Genomic DNA, 26,283 nt, shown 5'->3' with positions numbered 1-26,283 from the left:
CGTCACCTCCTTACCATAAGGAATGGTCGGGATTGATTTTGCGCACGATCCCGTTGGCCAGCAGAACCAGTACGAAGCCAACAACCGACTGGTAAAAGCCCGTAGCCGCCGACATGCTGACGTTCCCGATTTCCCGCAAAGCGCGGTACACGTAGGTATCGATAATGTCGGTGGACCCGTACAGAAAGCCCGAGTTGTTCGGAATGAAATAGTGCAGTCCGAAATCGCCGCGGAACATGTTGCCGATGGACAAAATCAGCAGAATGATGACCAGCGGTGACAGCAGCGGAATGGTGATCTTTCGGGCCATCTGCCATTTGGTCGCCCCGTCGATCCGAGCCGCCTCGTAGTATTCTCCGTTGATCCCCAAAATTCCGGCGAAATAGATCAGCGTATTGAACCCGACGGCTTTCCATAAATGAACCACAATGAGTATGACAGGCCACGGCGCCGCATTCTGATACCAGCTGACCGGATCCATCCCGAACGCTTGCAGGGTACGGTTGATCAACCCGTCGGCATGGTTCAAGAAGGCATACGCTACATAACCGACCAGTACCCAGGACAAGAAATGCGGCAGAAACAAGGCGGTCTGATAAAATCTGCTCCATTTCTGCTTGATTTCGTTCATCAGGATGGCTAACAGCAGTGCCGCCACGGTGGTAACCACGATATAGGCAGCATTGTACAGCACCGTATTGCGAGTAATCCGCCAAGCGGTATCAGTAGAAAATAAATAACGGAAGTTTTCCAGTCCCACCCATTTGCTGCCGAAAATGCCCAGATCATACCGATAGTTTTTGAAGGCGATGATGAGCCCGACCATCGGAATATAGGCGAATATCAGCTTATACAATATTCCCGGCAATGAGAGCAGGAAAAGCTCCCGGTTATTGCGGAAATGGCGCAGCTCCTTCCGAATGATCGATTTGTTATTGCGCTGTTTTGGCGGAACGTCCGGTGAAGGTAATGGCCCGGATTGCCCCGGTGCTGGCGCCATCCGGCTCTTTTCTGCGTCACCCGCCGGTGAAACCTTGTTCAACATATCATAAGCCCCTTTCCTCCTATGCACTCTGCCTCGTGTCAGGCTTTGCACGTCTAACGATAACGCAAACCCCTTACTGCTGCGTACTGTACAATTGCAGGATCACTGTACTGGCGGGCTGTATAGATGCCGGATTCCTGTATTTACAGGGCTGCCGTCTCTTCTTGGCATGAAAAAGACCCGCCTGGGAGGAAGTCTCCAGGGCGGGTCTTCATCATAATCATATGCTTCTCTTGATGGCCGATTTCAGGCGGTACTCTTTGGGTGTGGTTCCATAACGTCGTTTGAATAAGCGGTAAAAATAGCTTTCGTTGCCGAAGCCGACCTTTTCCATAATTTCCGCTACGGTCATCTCCTGCTGTTCCAGATACGTCCGGGCCTCAGTCAGACGGGTGGCATTAATCTGATCGACAACCGTCGTTCCTTCCTGCGCCTTGAACACCTGACCAATATAGACCGAGCTCATCTTCAGCATGTCAGCGATCCGCTGCACGTTGAGGTCCGGGTCGGCAAAGTGTTTGTCGATGATTTCCTTTACGGTATCGGCAAGCAGTCTGTTCTTGTCTTCGCGCCCGTTCCGGCGCTGTTCGAATACCTCGTGAACAACATCGAGCAGCACGGTTTCAATTTCATCCAAGGTTTCTTTCTCAAGAATTCGCCGGTTGATGGCCTGAACATTGACCGATACCGGGTTCAGATTATGATGGTTCATCTCACCCAGCGTGTTGCTGAGCGTGACTGCCAGATGCAGCAGTGCGGAGTACATATTCTCGAAGCTGAATCCGCCGATGAGCTCTTTCCAGTTCCGGATCGCCTGCTCGGTCTCTTCCAGATCGCCGCTCTTTAATCCTTCCGTTAGGCGCCGCTCCAATTCCTGAGGGATGTGGAACGTATCATTTACCTCACTGCTTCGAACCCGTTCCGGTTCAATAACCGCACCCTTGCCGAAAACCATGCGGTAATTGGCGTGGCGAACAGCCAGATTATAATGCATCGTGATTTCGCGGTAATCTTCAAAAGTGTCGCTCAGCGTTACCGTGAAGGTGACCCGGTAATATTGAAGGATCGTCTGCTGAAGCTCCCGAAAGCGGTCGGCGAGCGAAACAAGATCCTTCGATTCGCCGCCGACGATAAAGACGAGATGCCCGCTTTTCATATCCGCGGCCTCGCAGGATCCCTGCTTGCGAAACAACTCTTGCCCAATATTGGAAATGGCGAAATACAGCAGCGATTCCGCTTGCGATCCCTGGCCGCGGGCAAGGCTTTGCACGTCATCAATCTGGACTAGAGCCAGCCGGAGCCGTGATGGATAAGTGATATCGACTCCATACTGCTCCCGGATCCGCTGAAACTCCAGTTCGTTCACGCCTTCGCTGAGCCCGATCAGGCTCCGCAGATGATAGACCTTGGCGATGTTCCACTGTGATGCCCTCTCCTGCTCTAGCCCCTTCAACTTACCGATCATTTCCGTTACGTTGGCTGCGATGATTGACAGCTCATCCTTCGCCGGAGGAGCATCGCGCCGCTGCGGCGGTACGAGTGTCAACAGCTGACCGACCGGCTTATACAGCCGCAAAGAAAAGAATATGGACAGCAGCACGGCTAGTACCGCGACGGACAGCGTCACGACCATCTCCGTCCACTTCATTTGCCGGACGCTGCCCAGCACGTCGTTATAATTCTGAAGGCTGACGATTTGCCAGTTGTTCAGTCCTTTGCTCAAATACGTAACTTTGTATTTATACGGACCGTGCTTATAGATAAAGGAGTCCAGCGTGTTCACGGATGCATTGATCCGCGGAAGCAAATCGTTTTTTACGTTCAGCCCCTCCGGGAGCGTCCGGTCATTGGAGATCAGCATGCGCCCGTCGCCATCAGTCACGAACAGCATATCTTTCTCCCGCTCTGCAACACGATTAAGCGCTTTCACGTTATCCAGCATCCATCCCGGCTTGACCGTCAAAATCCGGACGTTGTCATTTACCGAACCTAAGGAGGGCCCGTCATAAATGAAAAAAGCGAACACGTCAATCCCCTCATTCCGGCCGTCCAGATCCATGGGAATCAGCTGAAGCTTCGGAAGGTCGCTGCGGGACGACATATAATCCGCCAGCCTTTGATACAGCAGCCTGTTGTCCATATCATGATTGAGCGATGAGAAAAACCGGTGCTGCGCCCCATTGTAAAAGACGGCTGCGTGCAGATATGGAGACGCCGCAACCGTCTGATTCAGACGTTCGATCTTCAGAATGCTCTGCTTGTAATCCGCTCCGGATTTCAGTGCGATCAGCTCTTCGTCGTTATACAAGGATACCGCCAAGTCCTTAACGATGCCGTTCATGTTTTCGATATTATAGTTGATTTGAGTCAGCAGCTTGCGGTCGGCTTCGTTCTGGAGGCTGAGTACCTTGTCGCGTGCGACGGCGTTCATAAATAGGGAGGCCACCGCCAGCGTGGCGACAACGAGCATAAAGCAGAGCAAAATCCGCTGTAAATATTTCCGTGTCCGCAGCATTTGCAGCAAGTTCATCGTTCCTCTCTCCCTGCGTATATTGGAGTGACCTAACTATAATCCGGTTGATTTTTATGTGTCAATCCGTTTCTTCTGACAGCGATCTCCAAACCGCATCCACGTCGGGAATGTTACCGGGTTCAGCGCCGAACAATTCCTTGAGGAGCGTCCGGGCCATGACCCAGTGGCCGCCACGGTTCGGATGAATGCCGTCTCCGGAGATGTAGGCTGGATCCAGCGCTCTTTGATGCTTTATATGATCCAGCAGCGGACCGCGAAAGTCGATGATTTGGTCGGCCACATCGCCAGCAGACAGGAGCCACGCGGCGTATTGGTCCAGAACGCGATCATAATCTTCGAAAGGAGCAAGATAACTGAAATCCGGTGCGTCTTCGGGCTGAAGCTCGGCATGCATGGAGAACGGGTCAAACGGCGGCGGCGTCAGCAGCACCACCTTTGCTCCTGCCCCTCGGCTGCGTTCGACTAGACGATGCATTCCCGCTTGGTAGGCGGCAAAACGCTCCTGTGAATAAGGATGGTAGATTCCGTCGTTCATGCCGTAGCAGGCGGCAACGATCCCGGGGGACGCCGTCTCAAGCGCGACCCGGAGCCGGTTGTGTACGCACGGGCGTGGAAACGGATGTGCCACCTCGCTGAGTCCCGACACAGTTTCGCTGGGTACGCCGCACGGAAGCATCTTTACCTCCAATGTCGGCCGGTGCTGCCGCAGCCAAGCTTCGGTGTACCGGATATAATGACCGCTGGCCGTAATGCTGTCTCCCAGAAAAAGAATAACTGGTTTCACGGGTTGATTCGTCTTTTCATTCCACCAAATATCCATATGTACCTCCCCATTGATGTTCCCTAAGCCTATGTATGATCTATATGCGATGCATGGGCCCGTAAACTTAATGGTAGCGCGGGACACCGATCTTCGCCTTGACGATGCCGTCAATGTTTAGCATAATTTGGACATGATGACCAGACTGTTTGCAATGGATATCGGGCTCGAGCCGGGATTTACTTTCCGCATCCAAAAATGTCCGTTAACCCACGAATTCTTCGTGCATAGCCACGATTTCTCCGAACTCGTCGTTATTTTGGCGGGCAGCGCCGTTCATATCATTGAGGGGAGGGAATACCCCGTTACAGCCGGCCAAGTATTCTTCATTCACAGCGGCGTTTCCCATGGATACAAAAACGTCGACGGTATCGAATATATCAATGTCATGTTCCAGCCCGAGCAGCTGCTGCAGCTATCCGAGCTGAGACTGATGCCGGGCTTTCAGGCGCTCTTCTACATCGAACCTTTCTATCGCAAGGAAATGAACTTTAAGGGCATGCTGACTTTGAATGAAGCGCAGCTGCAAGAAGCGACCCGGTTGCTGGACTCAATCTTGGCCGAATATGAACTGCGGCCGCAAGGATACCGTCTAATGATTCGCTCTTATTTTACCGCCCTGGTCAGCCTGCTTTCCCGTTATTATCAGATCGGCAGCGGACCGGAAGATAACAAGGCGCTGCGGATCGGTGAAGCCGTCACATACATTGAGGAGCATTTTCTCCAGCCAATCACCCTGCGAGAGATGGCGGACAAGGCCTTTCTATCCACCCGTCAGTTTCAGCGCGTCTTTACACGCAACTACCACACAACCCCGATGGATTACATCATTCGCAAGCGGCTGGATTATTCGTGCACACTGCTGCGCCATCCAGGCCTGTCCATTTCCCAGGTTGCGCTCGAAAGCGGTTTTCGGGATCAGAACTATTACGCCCGTCAATTCCGCAAGGTATACAACTGCACTCCATCACAGTATCGGGAAAAGTTGGGGGCGACATAAATACACTGGGGCTGTGCCATACTTCAAACCGCCGATCTATCAGGAATCCGGAGCCTGCCCTTGGGCCCCTCAATGGATCACAGAGGTTCAATCAAATGGGTGTACAGATAAATCAATACCGCTGCAATCACAGCTGTCCATAGGATTATAATGATGCCGCCTGCAACCCAATTTGCCGGTTTCCCTTGTTTCATGCGTATATCCGCTTTCTTTTTGGAGTCCTCAATGACCTCTTCTGGCATCATTTTGATCGCAGCCAACACGCCCAGAGGAATCAGAATCAAATCATCCGCATAGCCAATGACGGGTATGAAGTCCGGTATTAAATCGATCGGGCTGAATGCGTAGGCAACGACGCACATAGAAAATAGCTTTGCATACCATGGCGAGCGTTTGTCCCGATAAGCGAAATAGAGTACGAATACCTGTCTTTTTAATTGTCTGGCCCAAGATTTGAGTTGTTCCATCATGTCTTCCAATCTCCTTGGCATGAAATGTTTTAGCGGTTGTTGTTCTAATGTTTCCGGTTGTAACGGGAAGCTTCTGATTTGTTCCTTGTTTTTGCCCCAGCCAATCAAAGAAGCCATGTCGTTACTATTTAAAAAGAGCGATGGATCGCTTCCATCGCCCGTACATCCGGCCGTATCATGCGGCTGTTATTTTGTTTCCATCACCGCAAAGTAATTTCCTTCGTCATCCGCAAAGTTAAACACTCTGCCCGTAGGCAGCTCGACGATTTCGCCAACCGTGACCTGTTTATCGGTTAAATCACGATACAACGCTTCCAACTCTTCGGTGAAAAACATTAAAGAAGGCGTGCCGAGGTTAACGCCGGCGGACATTTTCGCGACGGTATCCTTATCGTGCAAAACGATGCTGGAGCCTGCCTCCTTGGCCGGGGCCACTTCGATCCATCTCATGTGTTCATTGTTTTCTTCAGAAATGACACGAAAACTTAACTTTTCCGTCCAAAATTGCACTGCCTGATCTTGATTGTTCACATACAGCATCACTTGACCGAGCTTATTGATCATTTGTGCTTACTCTCCTTTAGATCGAAAATGGAATAGGGTTCGTTCTCATGATTGACTGCAAGAGAAATCCCTATGCTTCGAACCCCTCTCGCATCATAATCTCTTCGTATTATAGCATGTCAACAATCCATAGGTTTATTATCGATTGCGCATCTGATGAAAGGCGTTTCTCAGCAGCCACGTACAAAAAAAGCAGTCCGAAAGAGGACTGCTTGATCGAGCCTTAATTGATTTTGGTTAAGGCCCATTTCTGGGCATCCGTGCCGTTATCCGTCCACTGCTGAACGGCCGCACCATCCGCTGTGGATGAACCGGATACGTCAACGGCGAGCCCGCTAACTTTAGAAACCAGCTTGTAATATCCTCCTCCTGCATCGATGATGCTCCATCTTTGCGCGTTCGTTCCGTTGTCATCCCACTGCTGCAGCTGGACACCGGCCGCCGTTGACGAATTCGGGACATCCAGCACCTTGCCACTGTGTACGGCTGTAAGCTTGTAATAACCGTCACCCGTGCTTTCGATCCGGAATTGCTGGTTGCTGGCGGTATAATTCGTCCACTGCTGGATTTTGGCCCCCCTCGCCATGGACACGTCGACCACATCCATCACTTTTCCGCTCGCCTTGGAGGCCAACGTATAGACCCCGTTGCTGATCGCGCTGGACTGGCCATTGTCCTGATATACGCGGACATAGTCCACGAGCAATTGGGACGGGAACGGAGTCGAATCGTTCGGAGCACCCGGCCAGTTGCCGCCGACCGCAAGGTTCAGGAGCAGGAAGAACGGCCGCTGAAATTCCTCGGTATTTCCGGTGCCGTTCTCGATATAGAATTCATTGAATTGCTGCCCGTCGACGAACCAGCGGATACACTTCGCATCCCATTCGACGCTGTACACATGGTATTGGGAAAAATCGAGGTTGCCCGATACTCTGCCGTACTCCGCATGCCCACCCGCATCCCAGTGAACGGTGCCGTTAACGTAGGGATTGTTATTGACCCGCTCCATGATGTCCGTTTCCCCGCTGTATGGCCATCCAACCGTGCTGATATTGCTGCCCAGCATCCAGAACGCCGGCCACAGGCCTTGCCCGGAAGGCAGCTTGATCCTTGCCTCTATTTTGCCGTACGTGAAAGTTTTCAGGTTTTGCGTTTTGATTCGTGCCGAGGTGTAATTCATTCCGCCGTAAGACTCTTTTCTTGCCGTAATCACCAGATTTCCTCCGGTAACCTGCAAGTTCTGCGACCGGTCCGTATAGTATTGAAGCTCGTTGTTTCCCCATCCGCCGCTGCCGGTGCCGATCTCCGGAGTCCAATTGGAACGGTTCAGCGAAGTTCCGTCGAATTCATCGCTCCATACCAGCTTCCAGTTCGGAGCTGCACTCGCCTGTTTGACAGGAAATAAAGCTATCATAAGACTGATCATGATGATTCCGAATAATCCTTTTTTCAGCATCTTGTTCCCTCCTCATCATATTGGGAAAACGTCACAGACACTTTAAGGAAGATCATCGCTGTATCATCAAAGAGCCCGCCATCGGGACGGAAATCACCTCGCTTTATGCTTGGATTGGTACAACGGCAGGGAAATCTAGAAGTCTCAATCTATTAAAGCAAGCGCTTACATTGATAGTATATCCGTTTCGAATAACATTAACAACCTTTATTTATAATATTTTACATTTATTTGTTCATCTGCTCATGCTGTCTTATTTGATCAATATCATGATAAGTATGGCTGCTGCAACGATGCTGATTAAATAGAAGCCGAGAAGCCTAAACCATTTTTTGCCCGTATCCTGGAAATATTGTGGGTTTTGTTCTTTATTGCTTTGGGATTGTCCAATTCTCATCGTTGCGAAGAGTCCCCATATTAAAACGATCACGGCAAGAACCATAAGCCAGACCATGCTGTTCACCCGCCCGTCTAGTAGATTTGATGCAGTTTCATTATAATCACCATCGGGCGTGAGCACACCAGCCATTGAAATCGTTCCCGGACCATCCATTTCAATAAATAAACCGGCCATGTTCAATAAATCGCAATACTTTCGGCGGGAAAAAGACGGAAATGGTTAAGCAAATAAGATATATTGGAAGGTATGATCAAAATGAGCCGATCAATTGTTTTTCGAGGAAGTGAAAACATTGTGGATACTTGACCGTCAAAGTAAAAAATCGCTGTATCAGCAAATTGCCGACCACATCGAACAGCGAATTTCGTTCGGAGAATTTCCGCCCGGCAGCCTGCTTCCTTCGGAAAGGAAACTGGCCGAGAAGATCGGCGTAAACCGGAGCACGGTCGTGCAGGCTTTTGCGGAACTCCGATCGCTAGGAATTATCGAAAGCCGCTCCGGCAGCGGAACCCGGGTGAGCCAATTCAAATGGGGCGCTTCGCCTAAACATACACCGAACTGGAACAGGTATGCCGAAGGCGGAAGCTTTCTTCCGAACCTTCCTTTTCTCCGGAGAATTCGGGAGGCCCTGAACCAGGATCCTTCCCTAGTCGATTTTGCGAGCGGAGAACTTGCGGCGGATTTGGCCCCGACCCGAGAAATCAGTGAAATCATGAGCAGCCATCAATATGCTTCGTATTTGGGATACGACAACCCGCAGGGATATACCCCGCTTCGGCAAGCATTGGTTCAATATTTGGCCGAATACCGCGGAGTACATGCGACGGAATCGTCCATCCTGATTACGTCAGGATCTCAGCAGTCCTTATTTTTAATCACGCAATGCCTGCTGTCCCCCGGTGACGCCGTCGCAATCGAAGACCCTTCCTATTGTTATTCGCTGCCGATGTTTCAGTCGGCTGGGCTAAGAATCTTCCGGCTTCCCGTAGATCAAGACGGCATGAGACCGGAAGATATTCGTGCATTGTACCAGAAGCACCGGATCAAGATGATCTTTACTACTCCGAATTTTCAAAATCCAACGGGGGCGCTTCTATCTGGCGAAAGGCGCCTAAAGTTCCTTCATATCGCAAGCGAGCTGGGACTGCCCATCGTCGAAGACGATCCTTACAGTCTAACCGACTATGAAGGTTTATCGCGTTTGCCTTTAAAATCGACCGATACGTCCGGTTCCGTCATTTACATCGGATCTTTTTCCAAAATCGCGGCTTCGGGACTGCGAATCGGTTGGATGGTTGCCCCCAATTCCGTCGTGCAGAGATTGGCGGATGCCAGGCAGCAGATGGATTTTGGACTTAGTGTCATTCCCCAGCAGGTGGCGGCGCAGTTTTTGGAATCGGACTTTTTTGAACCTCATCTTGGCCGCTTGCGTGCAAATCTGATGTATAAACGTGATCTTCTGATCGAAGCGCTGCAAAAGGAACTGCCGGGATTGATTCAATTCCATATTCCGCGAGGCGGACATCATTTGTGGTGCAAGCTGTCTCCTCAAGTAAACGATGCGAAGCTGCTGGAAGCGGCGATCCGAAACGGTGTCGTATTTGTGCCTGGCAGCGTATACGGTTCCGATTCCGGATATGTCCGCTTTACGTTCGCGCGTGCAAAGACGGAATGCATTGGACAAGGCATCGCCGGATTTGCCCGTGCCCTGCGGAGCCTGAGCAGTTAACTTCATTGGATATGGGGGAAGTGAAAATCGTGTCAATTGTAAGCTTGCGGCCTAATTTTAATGCTCGGGGCTTGGAGTCGGGCTTGCGGAAATGTCGCGTATTTCTTCAGGCAGATGATTAGAAATGCTCGGGACCTTTTTCGGGAAGTATTCGATGACGTCTGACGAGAAAATGGACACGCCCATGCTGCCTCCACCTGCAAATGCGCGCAGAAGGACCGGCTGGTTGTACGCGTTGTCAAATACGAAATCCGGTCCGCCCCAGCTTACCGTTGCATCTCGGCCTGAAGGGACATAAGGCACGTGACGGCTGTGGGAATACCGCTGCACGATCTTCAGCCCTGCCCGATCGGCGGCATTAAACAAGGTCGAGGACACCTGGCAGATGCCGCCGCCTACGCCTTCGGATAATTCGCCCCGTACAATGACACCGGCCCGGCGGTATCCCTTTCCCGTCGTTCGTATGCCAACCACCCTGTTAAATGAAAACCTTTCGCCGGGAAAGATAACGGTACCGTCAATCGCTTCGGCCGCCAGGGCAATATTATGCGATCGGTCTCGGTTGCCGGCGTTGTAATATGTAATATAATAACCGATTTGCTTGGAACGCAAGGAAGCGAGCAGTTCCGTATCGACTCTCGGGTATATCGGATAGGTCGGAACCTCAATCACGGCCGGCCCGCTCGTCTCGTACAGATACGCATAATACTTCATTAAAAAGGCCCTGCGGTCAAGCTTATACCCGTTCTGCCCCTCGACAATGCGCCCGCTGGCATCAAATCTGGCGTTTTGCGCTTCTTTATAGGTTTTCCGGTCCAGTTCGTTAACCCACTCGTTATATTGTTCCTTATCCAATAGTGGAAAAACCCCAAAGGCGTGCGCATCCCGCTTGAGTACGGATATCGTTTTTCCTTCATGGGTGACTGTGAGCTTATCCAGTGCCTGTTCTTGATCTGCAGTCGGGTTTTGCAGCAGCATGAACAGGAGGCATGCCGCGGATATCCATCTCAAGCCTCATCACTCGTTTCATCATGGTGTTTGGAGCAGATCCTGCTTTCATCCTGCTATTATGATGCGAATCCACAAAAATCATTCACATCCACATTTCAACCATCCCATTTATATTAGACATTTATATAAGTTGATTATATAATCAAGACATGAAAAATAAACATCACGCCAATGAACTGGATGTCGCTAATTTCGTCAAAGTGATTGAAAACTTGACCCGAATTAACATCCGCCTGCCTTCCATTGATAAGCTGAGTTTTACCACATTGTCGGTTCTGCACACGCTGACCCAAACCAGTCCGATGCGCCTGACGGAGCTGACCGCTACGGAGCAGGTTACCCAGTCGGCGATCACGCAAATTGTAACCCGGCTGGAACGGGACGGTCTCGTAGAACGAAGGTCCGATCCGAATGACGGGCGCGTAGTTCTCGTACATATTACCCCCCAGGGAGCTAACGTGATCGATTCCCGGCGCCAGGAACGGATCAGACGGATTGCCGGTTTTGCCGAACATCTCACGCCTGAAGAGAGACAGGCGATAGCTGGCGCCATCCCGGCATTGAGGCGGCTGGTCGAGATTGCCGGCGACGCTTAGCGGATTTTTCGATTGATCGTGCGCCTTTTCGTCAGCTCCATATCACGTCAGAGGAGGATAAACTATGTCCCATGCCGTTTTTCCGCTTAAAGCAAGTCCCATCCATGTTTCCGACGAAGTGCTGAAGGATCTGAACCGTCGTCTTACCTCTGTCAGATGGCCCCTCGATGCCGGCAATGAAGACGGTTACTACGGCGTACGCCGCGATGATCTGAAAACGCTCGTCGAATACTGGATTCACGAATTCGACTGGCGTAAATCCGAGAAGGCGATCAACGCCTATGAGCATTACCAAGTCAAAGTCGAAGGTGTGCCTGTCCATTTTATGCGCAAGCCCGGAGCCGGGCCAAACCCTGTTCCCCTCATTTTGTCCCATGGCTGGCCCTGGACGTTCTGGCATTGGTCCAAAGTGGTGGATCCGCTCGCGGACCCGGGCGCGCATGGAGGTGATCCCTCCGACGCTTTTGACGTCATCGTCCCATCCCTGCCGGGCTTCGGCTTCTCTGCTCCGCTTCCCGACCATCCGGACATGAACTTCTGGAAGATGGCCGATCTGTGGCACACCCTTATGACGGACATTCTCGGATACGAGAAGTATGCTGCTGCCGGATGCGATGTCGGCGCGCTGGTTACCGGTCAACTCGGGCATAAATACGGAGCCGAGCTTTATGGAATTCATATCGGTTCGGCTCTCAAACTGGACTTCTTTAACGGGGAACGCGCCTGGGATTATGCCGGCGGACGACCGATTCCGGAAGACCTGCCTGGAGAGATCCGCCATCAAATGTTGAAGCTGGATCGCCGGTTTGCTTCGCATCTTGCCGTGCACGTTCTGGATCCAGGCACACTCGCTTACGGACTCGGTGATTCCCCCGTCGGCATGCTCGCCTGGATCCTCGAACGCTGGATCAAGTGGAGCGACAACAAAGGCAGCATTGAACAAGTGTTCTCCAAAGATGATTTGCTTACGCACGCTATGATTTTCTGGGTCAATAACGCCATCGAAACGTCAATGCGTGTGTATGCCAATAACAACCGGTATCCATGGGAGCCCTCCCATCCACGCCAGCCTGTTATTGAAGCGCCGACCGGCATCACTTTCGTCGGCTACGAAAATCCACCCGGCGTGACGACCGATCAACGCGTCGATCATTTTCTCAAGACCGACCGCGCTGCGTGGTACAACCATGTGAACATTACAGCCCATGAGGAAGGAGGACACTTTATACCGTGGGAAGTTCCTGAGCAGTGGGTTGATGATTTGCGGCGGACCTTTCGCGGCCGCCGGTAACTGAAGAAGGGCCGCCCGCAAAGGGTGGCCCTTCTTCTATGATTTGAATGAGGCAGGCTACCTATCCGAATGACTGCCCTTCTCCCGCCTGTTGAGAGAAAACCGAACGAGCCAGGCGAAAACCGAGGTCGTCGATTTGAAACGTCGTCTTTATATTATAAGATCTCATCGGATCTGTGAACTTCTGCAAGCAGATGAAGCCTGATTTCGATCCTCGTTCCTTGATGGAGCACGCTGGTGACGCGGATCTCTCCCCCGTGCGCCTTGACGATATCGTGCGAAATAGCCATACCCAGTCCGGAGCCTTTATGCTGCTCGCCCGTATGGGTCCCGCGGTAATAGCGGTCAAAAATCCGTTCCAGTTCCTCTTCACGGATGCCTTTCCCATGATCCTCTACGATAATCGACACCGAACCCGCCGTTCTTGCAACCCCCACCTCAATGACCGTATCCTCATCATTGTGAACCATCGCATTGTATATCAAATTGCTGACTGCCCTGCGAATGAGGAGGTCGTCCACTTTTTCCTGGATCGTCTCTTCACTGTAGCTGAAATCGATGTTCCGGCCGCTGTAGCGGGGATCATTCAGCACATCGATGACGACGCTGCGTACCAGGCTGACCAGATTGACGCTTTTCAGGTTGAGCGTGATATTTTTGTTTTTAAGGCGGGTGGACAGGTTCAAATCCTCGATAACGTCTTTCAAGTAGTGGGATTTCCGTTCAATGATTTCAGCGTAATCTTGCATTTCTCCGGTCGTAAACTCATAATCCTTGTCTCTCATCATTTCGGCGTATCCTTGGATCGAAGCCAGCGGCGTTTTGATATCATGCGTGATGTTTGCAATCCATTCTTCCTTCATGCGGTCCAGCTTTTTACGTTCGGCCTCGCTCGCTTTCAGTTCCGCGCTCAGCAGGTTGACATGATGAAACACGTCCTTGTATACCCCTTTGGGCTCGTAATGAATCCCGTATTTTTTATGAGCAAGCTGCTTGATCGCATCGATCAGGGTACGAAGCGGACGGGTCAGCCTTTTGCTGAACAGGTAAGCGATGCACAGCGCGATGAGCCCGTCGACACCGATGACGGCCAAGCTTCCGATTTTGAAGAAGCGTACAACGGAGCGAATGTCATATGTAAGGACATTCCGCTCCATATAAGTATTCATAAAACCGATTAAATAGCTGTAGCGCTGCTGTTTCCCCTGCTTTTCCCCGACAAAAACGGTCGACATAAGCTCTTTTTCCATATACTTGTAAGTCTGGACCATATCCATCGGCGTATATTTGGTTTTTGCATCCGCGGGTACATGGTAGCCGTACACCTGCCGGCCGTCCTCGTCCAAAACTTGGATCCACGCCTGATTGCGGTCAAGCATTTCCTTTCCCTCTCCGGTCACCGTCATCCCCGAATCGGCGAACATGATCTCTTTGCCGAACGACCGGGTGATCGCTTCCGGATTGTTTTTTTCATTTTGAAAAGAAAAATGAGGAAAGGCAAACTGGTTGGCATAAATGCCGGATACAACCAGGATATTCATAAAAATGACGATGACGACGATGAGAACCACGGATGACAGGTACCTTCCGGTGAGCCTCCATTTCATCGCTTCGCGCCCTCCAGGGCCAGCTTGTACCCCAGTCCCTTTACCGTGACCAAGTACTGCGGATTGGAAGGATCGTCTTCGATTTTTTCCCGGAGCCGCCGAATGTGGACCATCACGGTATTATCGTAACCGAAAGAGTCCTCTCCCCACACCTGGTCATACAGGCTCTCTTTGCTGATGATCTGGTTCGGGTGCTTCAGCAGATGGGTGAACAAACCCAGCTCTTTCGGCTTCAGCTCGATCATTTCGCCGTTTTTCTTCAGTTCGATTTTTTGCTCGTCAAGCACAAACGGGCCTGCTTGCACAATATGCTCTCTTTCCACATCCTCAGAGGCAGCTTCCTGCCTGCGAAACCGGGCTTTGATCCGGTATGCCACTTCCTTCGGGCTGAACGGTTTGGTAATGTAGTCGTCGCCACCGATGGCAAATCCGAGTATTTTATCGATTTCCTCTGTCTTGGCGGATAGGAAAAAAATCGGTACATTCGAAACGCTGCGGATTTGCTTGCAGACGTCATAGCCTTCTCCGTCCGGCAGCATAATATCCAGGATGACGACGTCAGGGCGCTTGTCCTGAAACTGCTGCCAGCCTTCATTCGCGGAAAAAGCGGTAAACACATGCTCAAATCCTTCTTTCAGGAGAACGGTTTTCAAAAGCTTAACGATATCTTCCTCATCATCGACGATCAGTACTTTCTGACTCTGCGGCATGCGATCAGTACCTCCTTTCTACATCATTTCCACCCTGCCATCTACTATAACTCTATTTTCAAGCCGCCGTCCTTTTTTGAAACGTTGCCCGCCTCATTCTTGCGCGAAAAACTTAGACATGGGGTTGGCGGTTTTCCGGTCTGACGTGATTTTGCCTGACGGGTCCATGACATAATATTGGTAGTAATCCGTGCTGAAGCTAAGTGCATTTAGCATCTGAGCAGGATAAACCTTCATAGCCGGTTCGCTGAGCGCCTTTCCGTTCCAGAAAAAATGCAGCAGCAGTCGGTTTTGGTTATAAGGATGCTTGATGATATACGCGCCTGAAGCCGCTTTTTGACCCATCAAGCTTGTCCAGTTCAACCCGATCGCCTTTGCGTTTTGCATGATGCCGGGTTTCAGCGCCTGGATCAAGCCGTTCGACCCGGCTCTGCCGATGGCGATAATGTTGCTGGCGGCCAGTTCCTTCTCCATTTGCTTCTTGAGAACTTGACGCTCCGTAATGACGTCGGCTTGAATTCCCATCAACTGCAGGGAACCCTGCAACTGTTTCAGCATCGATTGCTCCTGCTTGTTTGCGGTATAGTCTGCCCGGTCGCTCATCACGATCGTCAGCGGTTCGCCCTGAAGCGCTTTATCCACGATGCGGCTCATGGTTTCCGCTCCAAGATTAGGTACCTGGGACAGAGACGAATGGTATATGCTTTTGAACTGTTCATGCCAATAGGCGGTTTCTTCCGCCTCGGACAACCGGAATTCAGGCTTTAAAGTAAAATTCGGGTCATGCAGTGCCCGGTCCATTTCCTGCCGCGCTTCCGTACCGAGCGTATCCTGAATCGTCTGCAGCAGGCCGTCGATCGTGGCATTTTTATATTCGTAGCGTTTGAAATATTCCCTCATGAACGCATCGAATGGGTCCTCACCCACCATGCGGTACAGCTGGTAGATTGCCTGACGTCCTTTTCCGTAAAAGACCGGGTTCTCTTCGTCCTGAGCTTCCTCATTGGTGGAAGCAATCGGCTTGTCTATGGAAGACAAGTCATCGATCTGGATCGATTGAAACCCGCCAAGCGTATCGCCACGTTTTTCCGCAAAATATGCTTTTGAGAAGTCGGCAAATCCTTCATCCAAAAAAGACTCTTTCTCCGAATTGTTGCCGATCAGGGCATGGAACCATTGATGGGCAATTTCATGGACGAATACGTCATCATGCGCCGGATCGCTGTTCTGAGCGACTTGCCCCATTTGAATGACCCGGGAAAACTCAACAGCAACCCCCTCTACATAAGATTCCGCAATTCGGAATTCCGGATAAGGGTACTTGCCGTATTTTTCGTTAAAAAAATGTATCGCATCAAAAGCAGCGTCGATGTACTCATCCACAAGTTTCTTCTTATCCGGCATATTAGCAAAATAATAATATTCAACCGTTAGTCCGTCACGCGTGACACTCTCCACCTTATAATTCCGACTGGCGAAAAAGACGAGCTCCCGGGTGTTATCCGCTGTCGCGTTAACCATTTTTCTCCCCGGTTCCCCTGAAACCTCCTGCGTCGTGATGGTCCCCGGCATCAGGATTTGATAGGAGTCGGGTACATTCAAATGTACTTCATAATCCGAGGCGTCGTAATAATCGGTTTCGAAGGTTTTGCTGTAAGGCGTTTTGTCCCATTCATGCTTGCTAGCGTCATAGACCGACGCAACTGGGAACCAATGCGCGCCGTTCACGATATCTTTGTAATACGACAAACGCTGCATCCCGTACGGAATCTTGACATCGAAGCCGATCTGGACCGTCACCGATTCGCCTGGTTTTAATCCCTGCTTCAATTGAACGGTCAATGCCTGGTTGCTGTTTGAAAACTCCGCGGATTGCCCGTTGACCTTGGAGCTCAGGATGTCGATCCCACCAAGAAAGTCTTCCGGCTTCTTCTGCGGATTTCCCTTCCGGATCTCCTCATTATTTCGCTCAAACATCGACGTTTGGGTCGCTTTGGACCGGTTCGCATCGGCAAACGTGTGAAATACGATCTCCTGCAGCGTATCCTTGGACAGGTTCCGGTAGGTGACTGATTCGCTTCCCTGGATGCGCATCGTGTTCTCATCCAACCGCGCGTTGATCCGGTACTGGACCGGAGCATGTACCTGTACGGATTCGTCGAACGAGGCAGTTGGTGTCGCCGGGTCGGCTAGCGCCTGAGAGGAGCCTGCGACGGGGCAAGCTGCGAGCGTAAAAGCCAGCGAATAGGCCAACGCTTTTTGAGATACGGCTTTTAAGGTTGTACGATACATTGGATTCTCTCCTCTTTTGTGAGTTTTACTGTAAATCGTGGTTCACGCAGAGAGGTTAGTTCCCCGCATCGTTCAGCTTCTGCTTCGCTCCTTCCGGCAGTTCATCGGCCTTCACTTCCTGGTAGGAACTAACCTCATCCCCTTTTACATAAATCCGCAAATAAGCGTCCCTGCGCAGTTCCTTATGCGCCGTAAAAGTCAGATCTTTTTCCTTCCCGCTTGGATTAAAACCATCCAAAGTGTATTCGTAATAGACATACTTCTCACCACTGTCCGTTTTGTCTTCCATTCGCTTTCCGTCTTGGTTAATCTGCACATAATACTGCTGCGCGCCGAGGCGGTTCAAATTCACGTTTTGGATGAATACGACGAATCCGACCAAGAAGATCAGAATGACCGCGATGGCAATGAGTCCTTTTTTCATATCAATCCACTCCTCATTTTACATTCGTAACGATTTTGTAGTAGCTGTTGACGGTCAGGAAATAATAAACGAGATAAATGCAAATATAAATGCCCATGCAGCTGACGACAGGCACGACCAGGCTGGTCATCATCAGCTTCGATAATGCCGATAAAGCCACGGCGCAGTGGGCAATGCCGGCCGCAAGGGGCAAGGCGAAAACAAACAGCACCTGCTTGGCGACCGATTTGCGGATCTCGCTCTTTTTGACGCCGATTTTATGCAAAATCGAATAGCGTGCTTTGTCGCTGCTTGCTTCCGTCAGCTGCTTGAAGTAAATGATGCTGCCCGTCGCCGCCAGAAACACAAGTCCAAGGAATCCGCCCATAAAGATCATCAGCCCGGTGGACTCCATACCCCGTGCATAATCGTCATAGAAGCTCGATAGCTCTGCTGTCTCCGGCAGTATGCTTTCCAATTGTTTGGTCAGTTCCTTTGCCTTGTCCGGATGCGTAATTTCGTACGCTTGGACGGTCAAATTCTTGGCTTTCGGCTGGAGCGCCGCGAACAAATCGTCGCTGACGACTATGGTTGAATAGACAGTCCCGAGGTTCAGCATGCTGTATGTTTTCAATGCGGTAAAAGTGATGTTTTCATGGATTCCCTTTCCAGTCAGCAAAATGGTGGATCCTTCATATGCCGGCGAAATCCCCTTCATATACCCAGGCTCCAGAGCCGCGGCATCGCTGCCTTGAAGACTGAGCACGTCACCCCGTCCTTGAAGCTTGGCCAGCTTGTTGAAGGTGTGGTTCGATATCACCGTAAACGTCTGTTCATTGGAGCCGGCCGTTTGCCCCAGACCTGTAGTGTCAGCATCCACTTCAAGCAAAGGAACCGACTCATGGTAGATCACCTTGTGCCCCGGAGCTTGTTCGATAGCCTGATTCGCTTTGATCTCTGCCGCTTTGTCCCCCCCGATAAACATGTAGCTGTTCGGATTCGCCAGCGCCACATTGATCCGGTTGTTATAATATAGGCTGTATGCCGTTCCGACCGCCGTCAGCGTCGTTGCGCTCAGCACGGCGATGATCGTCAGCGTCCGCGCATTCCCTTTCATCCGGTACAAAAGCTGGGAAGTACCGATCAGGTTCAGTCCCTGCCAATAGGTTCTTTTGCGTTTGCGGGCGAGCTTCAGCAGCGTAACGGTCAATGTGTTAAACAGCAGATACGTGCCGAGAATAACCGAAACCAGGATAACCAGCGGGGTCATCAGCACACCGATCGTCTTCCATGCCTCTGACGTCAGCATGTTTTGCAGCGCAAGCCAGTAGCCGAAACCAACAAGCAAAATCGATAGAAGCGCAATCCACATCGATGACCGCGGTTCCTTCTCCCGCTCCTGGTCCGCACGGAACAGCTCGATCAGCTTGAACCGATAAATCAGGCGATAGCCTTGAACCGAAGTGAACAGCGTGATGACCAAGAACACGATAATCGTATTCAGGACGGCTGCCGGCGAAATGGCAAAGTTCGGCATAGCATCGTAACCCATCACTTTCATCAGAAGCATGACAAAAAAGCGGCTGAGCACGGATCCGAGCGCAATCCCGACGATCAGTGCCAAAGCGCCCATCAGGAAATTTTCATAAAAGAGCATCCGGCCGATCTGCTTTTTGCGGACGCCGAGCAATGAATACAGCCCGACTTCCTTTTTACGCTTGCGCGTGAAAAACGAGTTTGAATACCAGATGAAGATGGCGACGAAGACGATCAGAACGACGGCCGCTCCGCTGAACGCTGAACTGATTTTCGGCGACCCGTCCGATGCCGATTGAATGGTGTGATCGTATTTTAACGACACGAACGTAAAATAGATGACAATGCTGAAAATCATCGATGCAAAATATAAGAAATAATTTTTGAAGTTATTCCGGATGTTTTTCCCGGCGATATTAAACAGCGTCATGTTCCTCACCTCCAAGCGTCGCCAGTACCTCAAGGATTTGCCCGAAAAACGGCTTCCGCGACATATCGTCCTTATGAAGCTCCTTAAACAGTAGACCGTCGTTGATGAAAATGACCCGCTTACAGTAGCTCGCCGCATACGCATCATGCGTGACCATCATGATGGTGGAATGATTAGCCTGATTCAGACTGCTCAAGCTCTCCAACAGGCGGGTTGCCGATTTCGAATCGAGCGCGCCGGTCGGCTCGTCCGCCAAAATCAGGCTCGGATTGGCCACGATCGCCCGCGAAGCCGCCGCCCGCTGCTTTTGTCCGCCCGAGATGTGGTACGGGTATTTATCGAGGATTTCACGGATTCCGAACGTGTCGGCAATCTCGTGGACCCTCCGTTCGATTTCGGCCACCGGTACTTTGGACAGAGCCAGCGGAAGCAGAATGTTTTCCTTAACTGTGAGCGTATCGAGCAGGTTATAATCCTGAAAAATAAAGCCGAGCTTATTCCGGCGAAAGTCGGACAGCTTCTCCTCATTCATGGTCACGATGTTGTGCCCGTCAATGATGATTTTCCCGGACGTCGGCGTGTCAATCGTCGAGAATATGTTCAGCAGTGTGGATTTTCCCGCACCGGATGGTCCCATGATGCCGACGAATTCTCCCTCATCGATGCTAAGGTTGATATCGTGCAGTGCCGTATATTGGTTTCCTTTGGTGCCAAAGGATTTATTGACGTTCTCCGCTTTCAGTATCGTTTTCATGAGGTGTCTCCTTCAGTTGTGCTGTATTTTCGTTCCTTATCACTTACATCCTTATGTTAAATCCCGAACCTTTCAGCATGTTAATCCCAACCTTACAGGAACCTTAAATTGATAGAAGGTGCAAAAAAAACGGAAAGAGTTTCCGTGTAACTCGGTGATGCTTCGGATGGATGCCCTTTATGGGCTATCGTCGTCAAAAATAAAAACTCGCCTGTTTCCAGACGAGTTGATCCAAGATATGAGGGTAAAGAAAAAAGTCCGCATATCGCGGACTTTCCTCTAACATGGATATGAAACAGCTTCAGAAGCTGACGGGAAGGCTAACGAGCGATCGCAGCGTGCTGTAATGATATGCCAGTTCCTCCGGTTTAACGTCAAGACGCAGGTTGGGGAAACGCCGTAATAGCGAGCCGAACGCGATTTGTCCCTCCATTCGGGCAAGGGGCGCTCCCAAGCATAGATGGATTCCTCTGCCAAACGCCAAATGATCGATCTCTTGTCTTGTGATGTCCAGCCGCTCTGGCCCATCGAATCGGCTTGCATCCATATCCGCTCCAGCCATTGAAACTACAACCATTTGGCCTTTTCGAATTTGTGTGCCGTGTATCTCGATATCTTCGTCCGCGTAACGGCTCGTAATCATAACCGGACCCGCATACCGCAGCAGCTCTTCAACCGCAGCCGGCAGAAGTGCCGGATCCTCCCGAAGCAGCCGCATTTGCTCTGGATGCTGAAGCAGCGCCAGGGTTCCGTTACCGATTAGATTCACGGTCGTTTCATGTCCTGCCGTAATGAGCAGCCATATCGTGGAGAGCAGTTCGTTCTCGTTGAGCTTATCTCCCTCGTCGTACGCCTGGAGCAAACCGCTGATGACATCGCTTCCGGGGCGCTCTCTCTTCTCGGAAATTAATGATTTGATGTAGTCCATAAACTCCTGAAGGGCTTCTTGAACCAAGTTTGCTTGGCCCGGGTTCAACGCGGCTTGGGCCAGCTTGTGGGTCCACTCGCGAAAACGAGCCTGATGATGACCGGGAATCCCCAGCATTTCCGAGATTACGATGATCGGCAGCGGATAAGCAAAATCAGAAATGAGTTCCATCCCGCCCCGGCTGGACACCTGATCCAGCAGCTCGTCAGCGATTTGTTGGATTCGCGGGCGAAGCTCCTCAATCATACGGGGCGTAAATGCTTTGGAGACCAAGCGCCGGAGCCGGGTATGGTCTGGGGGATCCACGGTGAGCATATTGGGCATATTTTTGAACCATTCAAGCAATTCATTGACGGAGCTGTTCTCAGGTGAAGTTTTCTGCTGTGAAGGGTACTTTTGCCGGTCCGAGAGGAACCGGGGATCTTTCAGAATCGCCGAGACATCCTCATACCGGAAAGCCACCCAAGCTTCGCCCATGCCAAAAAAGTCGTCAAGCCGGTAAAGCCTTTCCTGACGTTGGGCCAGCTTTTGGTAGAACGCATTGAAATCACGCATCGTTTCCGGCGCCACAAAATCGCTGCTTGTTATGTCTTTCACGGCCGCTCACCTCTTCACTTTAATTTTCCATACCGTATCGGATCATATCGCAAAAAGCTTCCAATTCCTCCATTAGGCTGCGGGTATAGGCTTCATCAATTGGACTCATACCGGTCGTCTCCTTCAGAAACTTCGTTTCGAAATGTCTGGTTATTGCCATGACGAGCTCAAATGCATATTTGCGGTTTACGCCTTCGCGAAGCTGCACCTTGTCAAAAAGCTGTACGAGCATCGCGTGGCGGGCTTCGCTAACCTGACCGTACTTATCCCCGATTTCCTCCTTCAAGCCGTCTGGAGTGGCATAAAACGCCTCATATACTAACTTCCATTCATCAGAGTGCTCCCGAAAATAGTCGAGTTTCGCACGGCTTAACTGAGTGATGGCTGCAAAAAAATCGGTGTGCTCCGTCCACTCATTGTAATGGATGCCGGAACGGACTTTCTCGAAGCAGTGGTCAACTAAGCTAAGATACAGCTTCTTCTTACTCGTGAAATGATGAAAAATTAAAGCTTTGGAAATACCGGCAGCATCCGCCAGCATTTCCGTTGATGTATTCTTGTAGCCGTTGCGGGCAAACACGGTTAAGCAGGCTTGCAAAATCTGATCCCGTTCATAGAGCTGTATCGGCAGGCTCATCACCTCTTTTCATTTTACTGACCAATTGGTTAGCAAAATCATACCGCATGCTGACCTCTCGGTCAATATAAATTACAAAAAAATCCATCTGTAGTCGCAGAAGGATAAAATGAAAATCCCCGCTTCGCAAGGAAACGAGGATTTTCGGATAAATCGGCCTATTCTCGATTGCGATTGAGGCGTAAACCGCCCACACACCATCCACCTTCCAGCATTAACAGCTTTGCTTCGGTGCTTTCAGTTTGGCCAGTTCCTCCTGAACTTCCTGCTGCTGCGACCAATCTGTTAATTTGTCCTCCGATGGATTGGCCAGAGTCCCGGCTTCCACGGACATGAGCTTCTGTTCCATCCGCTCAAATCCACGCGAGATTTTGCTGATGTCAGAGGATGGGGCGGTCTTTGCTGTTTCCCGAATCGTATTCACCGCATTGGCGCGAACGAGTAAAAAGGTCAGCTTGTCGGAGAGCTCTGTATGCACCTTCTGCAGCCTATTGAGCTCTGAGCGCAGCGTTTCGGCTTGTTTTCTGACCGTTTCGCGCTGCTCCGTATAGGTCTGATGCAGCTTGGCATGATGCAGCTTCTCTTGAATGGCGATCGCAGCAATGTCGTCCTGATTACGTTCAACGGCGAACTTCGCCTGACGCTCACGCTTGTTGATGATTGCGGCGGTTGATGCGAGCAGAAGATCATACCGCTGCTCTGCAGCCATCTGAGTTTCCAGCGCTGACCGTGCTTGATCGATCTGGTCTTCGAGCTGCCTGATATAATGCTTCGCCATGCTTATGGGATCCTCGACCTGATCCAGGAGCCGGTGCATGTCTGCTGCAGCAATATCTTTTATTCTCGTAAAAATTCCCATATGATTAATCCTCCTTATGTTGTCTGCGTTCCCATTCATCCAGGAATTGTCCCCGGCCAGAGCTTAACTCATGCGGTAACGGCGGCACGGAATACGCCTGAGAGATAGGCGATTTGCGTTGGCTATTTATTCTTCTATATAGCAGGAAAGCGGCGATCAGAATAATCGCGCCCCATAGCGGGGTGAATAAACTGAGTGTGCCAAGTGCAGCCAAAATGACTCCGGCCCATTTGAGCCCTCCCTTGCTTTTCAAAAATAGAAGCATCCCGCCGATCATCAAGGTGATCTGAAGAAGTGCCGTCCACACAGGGCTCATTTCCGCTTCCATGCGCTCTCCCGGTCTACTAAATCCCGGATACACTTGATGTCCCTGTTTAACAAATCCATGCACATTCCTGCCGGGCGCATCATGCCCAATAAAGAGGCTTAATTTGATAAGCAGCACAAGGAGAAGGACAGAAACCGATCCGATCACAATACCGGTAAGTAACGAGGATTTTTTCAAGAAACTCACCTCCTTTCCCGCATCCGTTTTGGTCATGTATATGTTATGCCTTGTCCCTTGCGTATCTATAGATTAAGAGAACAACCTTTAGCGAATCTTAATCTTGAAAGAAAGGAATTTAAGAGTATTAAAGCAATCGAAAAAGCCCGCGGTTTCCGCGGACTTTCGGCATACTCTATTCAGATCATTGATTTACTAACGTAGTTATTCAGGTTCACTGAGGATTCGTCATTCATCAAATCTTTCTATGACTAAAAGCATGAAGCTTCCGAAGCCATCTTCGGATCCAGCCGATGATCACGGGCACCAAGAACAATGTGACCAATCCCGCGGCGATGAGGACCCCAATCTGCGTTTTCTTTTCGCTGGATATCATTTCCTCTAAACTGCTTCCAACCAAAATCATTTGCTCGTCCTCATCCTCGCCGGGCAGATGGATGGGCTCCAAATGTCCGTTAACCGCCCGGCCGATCACCGTCACCTGTTGGCCGGGTACAACCGCATGGTAACCGTTGGCCGTTTCCTTAGGGCTCTCCACAAGCAGCGGGCGGGAAGTCCTCCCCTCGTGGATAAAGGGAAACTGGTCCGGATGCACGGTTTCGGAATCAAGAGGCAGCCAGTCCGAGTAAAATTTGAACCGCTCACTTTCCACTTTAACGCCTTGAATGGTTAAACTTCCCCATACTTGTGGAGCGGCGTCTTCATTCCACATGTAGTTACACCCGCTTTTGCTGCAGTGCCTTTAGTTTTGCTGGGGAGAGTAACAGCGGATATCGTTCAGGGGCCGATCGTCACAACCATACACATCGTTGACATTGGCGATCCAAGTCCAGACGGGATCCACGTACAAACGGCGGATGGTAAGGAATACAAGCTCGGGGACAGGCAAATTTTCATGGAAAGTGGCGGCACATACCGAATCCAGGCTCTGGAATATTCGGGAATGATACTAGCGGCCGAGAAGGAGAATTAACGAAGGATTCGATAAACTTCAAGCATAACTAGCCCGCTGCATAGCGGGCTTTCGCTATTAGTAATTAATCGGCTGCCTCTCTAAATCGTTGAAACTCAGTCCAGATTTCTTTTCATTTGTACCGTGATGATTTTGCGGCCGTCAGCTAATTTTGAAATTTTCAAATCAAATGGCCTGAAGAAGTGTTTATGATAAAATGCCAGCCCTCTTGAATTCGCGTGATGACAGGAGAGGAAGAGCTCCCTCACCCCGTAGTTTTCCTTTGCCTTGTGCATCATGGCATGCAATAAAAACTCACCGGCTTCTCGCCCCCTGTGACTTGGTGAGACAATGACGTTGCCAAGCCAACAAACATGACCGTTATGGTTGTATAAATTAGCGTAAGCGACGATTTGGCCGGATTCTTCTTCTATAACGACGGTTGGTTCAAAGCGGTTCATGAGTGAATGCGATATTTGTTCTGGTGTTAGCGGAAAAATAAAACTTGGACCTACATACAGCAGCTCCTGTTCCGTTTGCGGGAACCCACAAATGTCTGTTAAATCCATCTTGGATAATGCTCTGTGAGTATACATATGTTTCGCTCCTACAGCGGCGTTGAGTGGATAAGATGCGATATAGATCGTCCGCCCATGCATTGATAAAGGAATTAAACCAATTCGGGAAGCGCAAAGACGCCATGCTTCGTAAAGTCGCTGATGATCGCCTCAGGTAAATACTGAACGAGCTCCGACTTCGTGGCCCATCTAAACTCGTCGTGCTCATGCGAAAGGGTTACACGCGGTTCATCCGTGCCGCACAAATATGATACAAGCACGATTTGTCTGCCCGGATCCGTAAAAAATGTCGTTGCAAACAGCAATCGATCGACACGAACGTGAATCCCCGCTTCTTCTTTAATTTCGCGAATCAATGCGGTTTCCAAATCCTCGCCAAATTCCAGATTCCCACCGGCCGTTTCCCAGCCTCCGGCGTCAACTTCGTCTGAACCGGAACGTTTGAGGATCAGGATACGGCCTTGATGGATGACGACAGCTTTTAAAACGACAACGATTTTACCCGTCATGGTATGGTCCTCCCAACATGCAGCGTTTCCCATTGTGTTAGACGATACATGAAATGGGGGTAGTTTTCAAT

At 50.6% G+C, this 26,283-nt stretch carries 26 protein-coding genes; 5 read left to right on the top strand and 21 right to left on the bottom strand.

The window, feature by feature from the left end:
• Positions 1-10: 10 nt before the first annotated feature.
• The 3 genes from CJP46_RS06695 to CJP46_RS06685 all read right to left on the bottom strand — a co-directional run bounded on the left by CJP46_RS06695 (position 11) and on the right by CJP46_RS06685 (position 4,398).
• On the bottom strand, positions 11-1,045 hold the full coding sequence (locus CJP46_RS06695; RefSeq protein WP_256992214.1) for an ABC transporter permease: 1,035 nt from the start codon (positions 1,043-1,045) through the stop codon (positions 11-13).
• 220 nt (positions 1,046-1,265) lie between these two features.
• Positions 1,266-3,575, bottom strand: a complete 2,310-nt coding sequence (locus CJP46_RS06690; protein WP_094594775.1) for a helix-turn-helix domain-containing protein — start codon at positions 3,573-3,575, stop codon at positions 1,266-1,268.
• Positions 3,576-3,636: 61 nt separating this feature from the next.
• Entirely contained in the window at positions 3,637-4,398 is a 762-nt protein-coding gene (locus CJP46_RS06685) for an SGNH/GDSL hydrolase family protein (RefSeq protein WP_094594774.1), read from the bottom strand.
• 133 nt (positions 4,399-4,531) lie between these two features.
• On the opposite strand from CJP46_RS06685, the gene CJP46_RS06680 reads away from it, so the two are divergent.
• Positions 4,532-5,398, top strand: coding sequence for a helix-turn-helix domain-containing protein (locus tag CJP46_RS06680; RefSeq protein WP_094594773.1), 867 nt, complete (start codon positions 4,532-4,534; stop codon positions 5,396-5,398).
• 77 nt (positions 5,399-5,475) lie between these two features.
• On the opposite strand, the gene CJP46_RS06675 is transcribed toward CJP46_RS06680, so the two are convergent.
• The 4 genes from CJP46_RS06675 to CJP46_RS06660 form a co-directional block, all read right to left on the bottom strand.
• Entirely contained in the window at positions 5,476-5,868 is a 393-nt protein-coding gene (locus CJP46_RS06675; protein WP_094594772.1) for a YkvA family protein, read from the bottom strand.
• Positions 5,869-6,054: 186 nt separating this feature from the next.
• Positions 6,055-6,432 (bottom strand): VOC family protein, encoded by a 378-nt coding sequence (locus tag CJP46_RS06670; RefSeq protein ID WP_094594771.1) that lies wholly within the window; start codon positions 6,430-6,432, stop codon positions 6,055-6,057.
• Positions 6,433-6,655: 223 nt separating this feature from the next.
• Positions 6,656-7,888 (bottom strand): RICIN domain-containing protein, encoded by a 1,233-nt coding sequence (locus tag CJP46_RS06665; RefSeq protein ID WP_094594770.1) that lies wholly within the window; start codon positions 7,886-7,888, stop codon positions 6,656-6,658.
• Between the two features lie 253 nt (positions 7,889-8,141).
• Positions 8,142-8,462, bottom strand: a complete 321-nt coding sequence (locus CJP46_RS06660) for a hypothetical protein (RefSeq protein WP_143812926.1) — start codon at positions 8,460-8,462, stop codon at positions 8,142-8,144.
• 118 nt (positions 8,463-8,580) lie between these two features.
• On the opposite strand from CJP46_RS06660, the gene pdxR reads away from it, so the two are divergent.
• Positions 8,581-10,017 (top strand): MocR-like pyridoxine biosynthesis transcription factor PdxR, encoded by a 1,437-nt coding sequence (gene pdxR / locus CJP46_RS06655; protein ID WP_094594768.1) that lies wholly within the window; start codon positions 8,581-8,583, stop codon positions 10,015-10,017.
• 57 nt (positions 10,018-10,074) lie between these two features.
• Here pdxR and CJP46_RS06650 read toward each other — a convergent pair whose 3' ends face one another.
• Positions 10,075-10,995, bottom strand: a complete 921-nt coding sequence (locus tag CJP46_RS06650) for a VanW family protein (protein ID WP_094594767.1) — start codon at positions 10,993-10,995, stop codon at positions 10,075-10,077.
• A gap of 245 nt (positions 10,996-11,240) precedes the next feature.
• Here CJP46_RS06650 and CJP46_RS06645 point away from each other — a divergent pair, with 245 nt between their 5' ends.
• Both CJP46_RS06645 and CJP46_RS06640 read left to right on the top strand, forming a co-directional pair.
• Positions 11,241-11,624: a MarR family winged helix-turn-helix transcriptional regulator gene (locus CJP46_RS06645; RefSeq protein WP_256992213.1), complete on the top strand. Its 384-nt coding sequence runs from the start codon at positions 11,241-11,243 to the stop codon at positions 11,622-11,624.
• 64 nt (positions 11,625-11,688) lie between these two features.
• On the top strand, positions 11,689-12,915 hold the full coding sequence (locus tag CJP46_RS06640; protein ID WP_094594765.1) for an epoxide hydrolase family protein: 1,227 nt from the start codon (positions 11,689-11,691) through the stop codon (positions 12,913-12,915).
• Positions 12,916-13,070: 155 nt separating this feature from the next.
• Here CJP46_RS06640 and CJP46_RS06635 read toward each other — a convergent pair whose 3' ends face one another.
• From CJP46_RS06635 to CJP46_RS06580, 11 genes are all read right to left on the bottom strand, one after another.
• A complete protein-coding gene (locus CJP46_RS06635) occupies positions 13,071-14,522 on the bottom strand; it encodes a sensor histidine kinase (RefSeq protein WP_094594764.1) in 1,452 nt (483 codons plus the stop codon).
• Positions 14,519-15,232 carry a response regulator transcription factor gene (locus tag CJP46_RS06630; protein WP_094594763.1) on the bottom strand — a complete coding sequence of 238 codons (714 nt, stop codon included), beginning with the start codon at positions 15,230-15,232 and terminating at the stop codon, positions 14,519-14,521. The genes CJP46_RS06635 and CJP46_RS06630 overlap by 4 nt, the downstream gene beginning before the upstream one ends.
• A gap of 93 nt (positions 15,233-15,325) precedes the next feature.
• Positions 15,326-17,524: a M1 family metallopeptidase gene (locus tag CJP46_RS06625; RefSeq protein WP_094594762.1), complete on the bottom strand. Its 2,199-nt coding sequence runs from the start codon at positions 17,522-17,524 to the stop codon at positions 15,326-15,328.
• 55 nt (positions 17,525-17,579) lie between these two features.
• Complete coding sequence (locus CJP46_RS06620) at positions 17,580-17,948, bottom strand: YxeA family protein (RefSeq protein WP_094594761.1); 369 nt, start codon at positions 17,946-17,948, stop codon at positions 17,580-17,582.
• Positions 17,949-17,961: 13 nt separating this feature from the next.
• Positions 17,962-19,893 (bottom strand): ABC transporter permease, encoded by a 1,932-nt coding sequence (locus CJP46_RS06615; protein WP_094594760.1) that lies wholly within the window; start codon positions 19,891-19,893, stop codon positions 17,962-17,964.
• Positions 19,880-20,647, bottom strand: a complete 768-nt coding sequence (locus CJP46_RS06610; RefSeq protein WP_094594759.1) for an ABC transporter ATP-binding protein — start codon at positions 20,645-20,647, stop codon at positions 19,880-19,882. Before CJP46_RS06610 ends, CJP46_RS06615 begins: the two co-directional genes overlap by 14 nt.
• A gap of 301 nt (positions 20,648-20,948) precedes the next feature.
• The gene (locus CJP46_RS06605; RefSeq protein WP_094594758.1) at positions 20,949-22,172 is read right to left on the bottom strand and encodes a cytochrome P450 family protein; all 1,224 of its coding nucleotides are present in this window, start codon (positions 22,170-22,172) and stop codon (positions 20,949-20,951) included.
• Between the two features lie 19 nt (positions 22,173-22,191).
• Positions 22,192-22,809, bottom strand: a complete 618-nt coding sequence (locus CJP46_RS06600) for a TetR/AcrR family transcriptional regulator (RefSeq protein ID WP_256992212.1) — start codon at positions 22,807-22,809, stop codon at positions 22,192-22,194.
• 214 nt (positions 22,810-23,023) lie between these two features.
• Entirely contained in the window at positions 23,024-23,668 is a 645-nt protein-coding gene (locus tag CJP46_RS06590; RefSeq protein ID WP_179281053.1) for a PspA/IM30 family protein, read from the bottom strand.
• Between the two features lie 4 nt (positions 23,669-23,672).
• Positions 23,673-24,173: a hypothetical protein gene (locus CJP46_RS06585; RefSeq protein ID WP_094594755.1), complete on the bottom strand. Its 501-nt coding sequence runs from the start codon at positions 24,171-24,173 to the stop codon at positions 23,673-23,675.
• 235 nt (positions 24,174-24,408) lie between these two features.
• Entirely contained in the window at positions 24,409-24,885 is a 477-nt protein-coding gene (locus CJP46_RS06580) for a hypothetical protein (RefSeq protein ID WP_094594754.1), read from the bottom strand.
• 36 nt (positions 24,886-24,921) lie between these two features.
• On the opposite strand from CJP46_RS06580, the gene CJP46_RS06575 reads away from it, so the two are divergent.
• Complete coding sequence (locus CJP46_RS06575) at positions 24,922-25,146, top strand: hypothetical protein (protein ID WP_094594753.1); 225 nt, start codon at positions 24,922-24,924, stop codon at positions 25,144-25,146.
• Between the two features lie 95 nt (positions 25,147-25,241).
• Here CJP46_RS06575 and CJP46_RS06570 read toward each other — a convergent pair whose 3' ends face one another.
• Entirely contained in the window at positions 25,242-25,721 is a 480-nt protein-coding gene (locus tag CJP46_RS06570) for a GNAT family N-acetyltransferase (RefSeq protein ID WP_094594752.1), read from the bottom strand.
• A gap of 74 nt (positions 25,722-25,795) precedes the next feature.
• Positions 25,796-26,212: an NUDIX hydrolase gene (locus CJP46_RS06565; RefSeq protein ID WP_094594751.1), complete on the bottom strand. Its 417-nt coding sequence runs from the start codon at positions 26,210-26,212 to the stop codon at positions 25,796-25,798.
• Positions 26,213-26,283: the final 71 nt, after the last annotated feature.

Source organism: Paenibacillus sp. XY044 (assembly GCF_002257645.1).
Taxonomy (GTDB): Bacteria; Bacillota; Bacilli; order Paenibacillales; family Paenibacillaceae; genus Paenibacillus_AQ.
This window is presented reverse-complemented; position numbering and strand designations above follow the sequence as displayed.

What these genes read in the sequence shown, in the direction of transcription:
- CJP46_RS06695 (WP_256992214.1), bottom strand. Translation starts at nt 1,045, where the DNA reads ATGTTGAACAAGGTTTCACCGGCGGGTGACGCAGAAAAGAGCCGGATG.
- CJP46_RS06690 (WP_094594775.1), bottom strand. Translation starts at nt 3,575, where the DNA reads ATGAACTTGCTGCAAATGCTGCGGACACGGAAATATTTACAGCGGATT.
- CJP46_RS06685 (WP_094594774.1), bottom strand. Translation starts at nt 4,398, where the DNA reads ATGGATATTTGGTGGAATGAAAAGACGAATCAACCCGTGAAACCAGTT.
- CJP46_RS06680 (WP_094594773.1), top strand. Translation starts at nt 4,532, where the DNA reads ATGATGACCAGACTGTTTGCAATGGATATCGGGCTCGAGCCGGGATTT.
- CJP46_RS06675 (WP_094594772.1), bottom strand. Translation starts at nt 5,868, where the DNA reads ATGATGGAACAACTCAAATCTTGGGCCAGACAATTAAAAAGACAGGTA.
- CJP46_RS06670 (WP_094594771.1), bottom strand. Translation starts at nt 6,432, where the DNA reads ATGATCAATAAGCTCGGTCAAGTGATGCTGTATGTGAACAATCAAGAT.
- CJP46_RS06665 (WP_094594770.1), bottom strand. Translation starts at nt 7,888, where the DNA reads ATGCTGAAAAAAGGATTATTCGGAATCATCATGATCAGTCTTATGATA.
- CJP46_RS06660 (WP_143812926.1), bottom strand. Translation starts at nt 8,462, where the DNA reads ATGGCCGGTTTATTTATTGAAATGGATGGTCCGGGAACGATTTCAATG.
- CJP46_RS06650 (WP_094594767.1), bottom strand. Translation starts at nt 10,995, where the DNA reads ATGCTGCTGCAAAACCCGACTGCAGATCAAGAACAGGCACTGGATAAG.
- CJP46_RS06640 (WP_094594765.1), top strand. Translation starts at nt 11,689, where the DNA reads ATGTCCCATGCCGTTTTTCCGCTTAAAGCAAGTCCCATCCATGTTTCC.
- CJP46_RS06635 (WP_094594764.1), bottom strand. Translation starts at nt 14,522, where the DNA reads ATGAAATGGAGGCTCACCGGAAGGTACCTGTCATCCGTGGTTCTCATC.
- CJP46_RS06630 (WP_094594763.1), bottom strand. Translation starts at nt 15,232, where the DNA reads ATGCCGCAGAGTCAGAAAGTACTGATCGTCGATGATGAGGAAGATATC.
- CJP46_RS06625 (WP_094594762.1), bottom strand. Translation starts at nt 17,524, where the DNA reads ATGTATCGTACAACCTTAAAAGCCGTATCTCAAAAAGCGTTGGCCTAT.
- CJP46_RS06620 (WP_094594761.1), bottom strand. Translation starts at nt 17,948, where the DNA reads ATGAAAAAAGGACTCATTGCCATCGCGGTCATTCTGATCTTCTTGGTC.
- CJP46_RS06615 (WP_094594760.1), bottom strand. Translation starts at nt 19,893, where the DNA reads ATGACGCTGTTTAATATCGCCGGGAAAAACATCCGGAATAACTTCAAA.
- CJP46_RS06610 (WP_094594759.1), bottom strand. Translation starts at nt 20,647, where the DNA reads ATGAAAACGATACTGAAAGCGGAGAACGTCAATAAATCCTTTGGCACC.
- CJP46_RS06600 (WP_256992212.1), bottom strand. Translation starts at nt 22,809, where the DNA reads ATGAGCCTGCCGATACAGCTCTATGAACGGGATCAGATTTTGCAAGCC.
- CJP46_RS06590 (WP_179281053.1), bottom strand. Translation starts at nt 23,668, where the DNA reads ATGGGAATTTTTACGAGAATAAAAGATATTGCTGCAGCAGACATGCAC.
- CJP46_RS06580 (WP_094594754.1), bottom strand. Translation starts at nt 24,885, where the DNA reads ATGTGGAATGAAGACGCCGCTCCACAAGTATGGGGAAGTTTAACCATT.
- CJP46_RS06570 (WP_094594752.1), bottom strand. Translation starts at nt 25,721, where the DNA reads ATGTATACTCACAGAGCATTATCCAAGATGGATTTAACAGACATTTGT.
- CJP46_RS06565 (WP_094594751.1), bottom strand. Translation starts at nt 26,212, where the DNA reads ATGACGGGTAAAATCGTTGTCGTTTTAAAAGCTGTCGTCATCCATCAA.